General features: G+C 55.5%; 4 protein-coding genes and 1 pseudogene. All 5 read left to right on the forward strand.

The window, feature by feature from the left end:
• A pseudogene (locus KB557_RS09205) lies at positions 1–221 on the forward strand (glucose-6-phosphate dehydrogenase); the annotation flags it as partial.
• Between the two features lie 60 nt (positions 222–281).
• Entirely contained in the window at positions 282–1568 is a 1287-nt protein-coding gene (locus KB557_RS09210) for a glucose-6-phosphate dehydrogenase assembly protein OpcA (protein ID WP_255133504.1), read from the forward strand.
• A 13-nt stretch (positions 1569–1581) separates the two neighbouring features.
• A complete protein-coding gene (locus tag KB557_RS09215; RefSeq protein WP_255133506.1) occupies positions 1582–2985 on the forward strand; it encodes a cobyrinate a,c-diamide synthase in 1404 nt (467 codons plus the stop codon).
• Between the two features lie 99 nt (positions 2986–3084).
• Positions 3085–3663 carry a histidine phosphatase family protein gene (locus KB557_RS09220; protein WP_255133509.1) on the forward strand — a complete coding sequence of 193 codons (579 nt, stop codon included), beginning with the start codon at positions 3085–3087 and terminating at the stop codon, positions 3661–3663.
• Positions 3654–4318, forward strand: a 665-nt coding sequence (locus KB557_RS09225; RefSeq protein ID WP_255133511.1) for a GAP family protein, incomplete at its 3' end; no start/stop codon positions are given. The genes KB557_RS09220 and KB557_RS09225, both read left to right, overlap by 10 nt.

Here is a 4318-nt window from a genome sequence, read left to right on the forward strand (position 1 = left end):
GCTATGTGCGTTTACTTGCAGATGCAATGCTCGGGGATCCAACCCTTTTCACCCGCAGCGATGAAGTGGAAGCGGCCTGGAGGCTTTACACCCCACTGGTGGAGCTGATCGAACAGCAGCCTTGGCAGCTGCCTGTTTATCCCTACGAAGCCCGCACCTGGGGGCCTGCTGCTGCAGATAGTTTGCTCGCCCGTGATGGCTTGCTCTGGCGGCGCCCTTAGAAATTTCTAGCTCGCTTTTTAACCCTGATTTTCTTTTTTCAAAATTAACTAATCAAAACCATGGCTCCGCAATTAACGCTTCAAGCCCCTTTGGAATTACCCCCCCAAGATGTACCCGATTATTTGGGACGTCTTTGGGAGGGAGAACATGAACAAGTCAGTGGCGCCAGCACCTTTTCGTTGGTGGTATGGGAACCGGCATGGATTGAACAGCAATTGGTGCGCTTAGGTCGCCTCAGCGGGCCAATCAATGGTTTGGAGCGTCCGGAATTGTTACAGGCAGCCAGGGAAGCGATCCCGGTGTGTGGTTTGCCCCCTTCCACCTCACCATTGGCGCCCGATTTGGCCTGGCAACTGGGGCAGATGCCAGGGGATGCCACTGCTGAAGATCTACGCGGCCAGCAGGTGGATGCCGCCATCAGCCGCCACCAGCCACGCCGTTTAATCACCCTTGCACCCACCCTTGATGGCGATCGCCCCCTAGAAACCCTTGTGGCGGCTTATTGCCCCTTACCAGAGGAAGGGCCAATGACCAGTGTTTGCGGTGATGTGGTGGTGATGCGTGGCGGCCTTGGGGCATTGGAGCAGGGTTTGCAGATGATTAACCCTTTGATTTCAGCTGAATTGCCCTGCTGGGTGTGGTGGAACGGTTCTCTCGATGAAGCGCCCCATCTATTTGAAGCGGTAAGCCAAGCGCCACGTCGGCTGGTGGTTGATTCCGCCATCGGCTCAGCTGCAAGGGCACTAGAGGTGATTTGCCAAAGGGCTGCTAACGGCCAATCGATAAGTGATTTGAATTGGTATCGCCTTGTGAGCTGGCGCGAAAGCCTTGCCATGGCCTTCGATATGCCCAGCCGCAGAGATGCCCTTGCCCATGTGGTGCAGCTCGATATAGATGTGCAAGGCCATCAGCCAGTGCAGGGTTTATTGATGGCTGCCTGGATCGCTGATCGTTTGGGCTGGCAACTGGAACACACCTCGATGGCAGAAGGTGATGGGATTGTGGCCAGTTTCCGTCGCCCCGATGGAACGCCGGTGCGTTTTCGGCAAATGCCAGTGCCAGTGGGCAGCCCAAGCACGCATCCCGGCAGCCTTGTGGGTTTGCGACTTGTATGTGAACCGGAGGGCCGCACCCCCCTATGCGTGATTCTCTGCGGTGAAACCGGCGGTTGCATGCGCCTAGAGGCAGGTGGCATGGCCCGCATGGAATTGGTGGAAGAAGTGGTTGCTACAACCGTGGAATCCGCCCAGAAAGAGGTATCTCGCACCCTGCGAGGGGGCCACAACAGCACAAATCCGCTATTGAATGCGGCAGCCCCTCTAGCTGCCAAGCTGCTGCCACACTAAATATCTGCTCTAATTGGCCCTTCTTATTGCGGCCCCCTGCAGCAGCAGCGGCAAAACCCTGCTCAGTTTGCTGCTAGCCGCGGCGGCCCGCAGTAGGGGCCTTGGTTTGCAAACTTTCAAAGTGGGTCCCGATTATCTCGATCCTCAGTTACTCGCAAGTGCCAGCGGACGTCCTTGTCGCAACCTTGATTTAATCCTCTGCGGCGCCCCCTGGGTGCGCAACACATTTGCCTGGTGGAGTGAAAAGGTGCCCCTCGCTTTGGTGGAAGGGGTTATGGGGCTCTACGACGGCCGCGGCCCCAGCAGTGAAGGCAGCAGCGCCGCCATCGCGCTGGAGCTCGATCTGCCGGTTTTATTGGTGGTGGAAGCAAGCCGTCAGGCGGGCTCCCTGGCGGCCTTGGTGCGCGGCTTTCGCGATCACGAACCGCGCCTAAACATTGCTGGGGTAGTGCTGAATGGAGTTTCCACCAGTCGCCACCAGCAGTTGCTGCAGGAAGCTCTAGCGAGCATCGCCATGCCACTGCTGGGCGTGATGCCGCGGCAGGAGGCATTGGAATTACCAAGCAGGCATTTGGGCCTGGTACCCCCAGGCGAACTGGAAGCCTGGCCAAAACGCCTGGAGCAATTTGCCCTTCTAGCAGCCGAATGGCTGCAGCTCGATAGCTTGCTATCGCTTATGGCAACAGGAACAAAGCAAACAATTAAACAAAGCCCCATCAACTTGGCGCTGGGATCCACTGCCAAAAATCCCATCTCTAAGCCTTTGCTTGTAATTGCTAAAGACAAAGCCTTTCATTTTTGCTATCCAGAATTGCCAGAGTGGCTTGAAGCTTTGGGCTGCCAAGTGCATTGGTGGGCACCGCTAGAGGATCAAGCTCTACCAGCCCAAACAGCGGCACTGGTGTTGCCTGGGGGCTACCCGGAATTGCAAGCCGAAGAATTGAGTAATTGCCAGCGCAGCTTGAGCTCGATTGCCAGGCATTACCGCGCTGGCTTGCCGCTTTATGCCGAATGTGGTGGGTTGCTGCTGCTGGGGCAGCAGCTTTTAGATGCAAATGGCAAATCCCACCAAATGGCTGGGGTATTACCGTTCCGAGCCGAGCGGGGTGCCCTAAATCTTGGTTATCGGGAGGCAACCCCAAAAGCAAATGGCCTCGTAATTCAACCGGGAGAACGGTTGCAGGGCCATGAATTTCATCGCTGGCAGCTGGAGCCATGCCAAGCAATAGAGCCTCAAACAACTGCTGTTGCAACTAACCCTGCCTGGCTATTGGAGGGCTGGGGCGTGCCGGCAAGGCTTGAAGGGTGGTGCAACGCAGCTCTACACGCAAGCTGGCTTCATCTTCACTGGGGTGGGTGCCCCTCAATCCCCAAACGACTGCGGGACGCTGCACTGAAATGCTCAAACAATCTGTGATCAGCAACACCGCTTCGAGCTACCGGTTTGATGCGAGATTTGGCCAGTATTAATCGATTGGTTTGAAATTCGCTTAACGCGAACCAACCCCAGCTAAAAATGAACAAAGGCAAAGAGATTTGGTTACTGCGCCATGGGGCAACCGAATGGAGTCGCAATGGTCGCCACACCGGCACCAGCGACATTCCCTTGCTACCGGAGGGGGAAGCTGAAGCTGAAGCCCTTGCGCCCCTATTGGCCCAGCAACAATTCAGCCGCGTATGGGTAAGCCCAATGCAACGGGCACGGCGCACATGTGAGTTGGCGGGCTTAGGCGCTGTAGCGGAGATCAATGAACTACTACGCGAATGGAACTACGGCATATATGAAGGCATCACAACCCCTGAAATCCGCCAATCAGTGCCGGGCTGGAGTGTGTGGAGCCATGGCTGCCCAGATGGGGAAGATGCTGCTGCGGTTACCAGCCGCTGCACCCAGATGATCGCAGCGGCTCTAGCCGTAGATGGCGATGTAGCCCTTTTCGCCCATGGTCATATCTTGCGCAGCTTGGCGAGCACCTGGATGGGCCTTGGCGCCATTGGCGGCAGGCAGCTGGCCCTTGGCACCGGCACCAACAGTGTGTTGGGCTTCGAGAGAGAGAATCAAGTATTACTGCGCTGGAACGCACCGTGCCTATAACCCGAACTATTACGGAATTAACCGCCTGCGGCTTGGCGGTGGCATTGAGTCCGTTGGATATCGCCTTAGTTTTTCTGCTGCTGCTGGGGGCTGCGCCATTACTGCGATCCAGCCTATTTAGTTTCGCTTGGTTTCTTTCCAACAGCATTGTCATAACACTGCTCTTAACAGTTGGACGCTCCCTCACTCTTTCAATGGAACGGGGCAGCGTGCAACAGGTGGGGCTTGATCTTTTCGCTGCTGGCGCCCTATTGGCTTTGGGTATTCGCGAACTGGATCCCAAACCTGAAGGCTATGAAGATCTCTCGGAAGGCTGGATCCACAAACTGGAAAAAGTTGGCCAATTGCCCTTGTTGGTAATGATGCTTGTGGCTCCAGTAACTCTGGTATTAAGCCCAGATAATCTTTTTTTACTTGCCAAAGGTGCTGCTCTTATTCAAGGGGCCGTAAATGAAACGAGCACTGAAATCGGCCTAATTATTTACTACAGCCTAATAAGCAGTTTATTTTTATTAGTGCCGATTTTGGTTTTACTCATCGGTCGTGGGCGGGTGCAACCTTGGCTGCAAAGAGGAAAGCAACTAATTGAAGATCGCAGCAGCTTGATTCTTGGCGGCTTGAGTTTGGCTTTGGCTGCCTATTTGGGCTGGCAGGG

Origin of the sequence: Synechococcus sp. Cruz CV12-2-Slac-r, from assembly GCF_024346075.1 — a bacterium.
Classification (GTDB): Bacteria; Cyanobacteriota; Cyanobacteriia; order PCC-6307; family Cyanobiaceae; genus Synechococcus_D.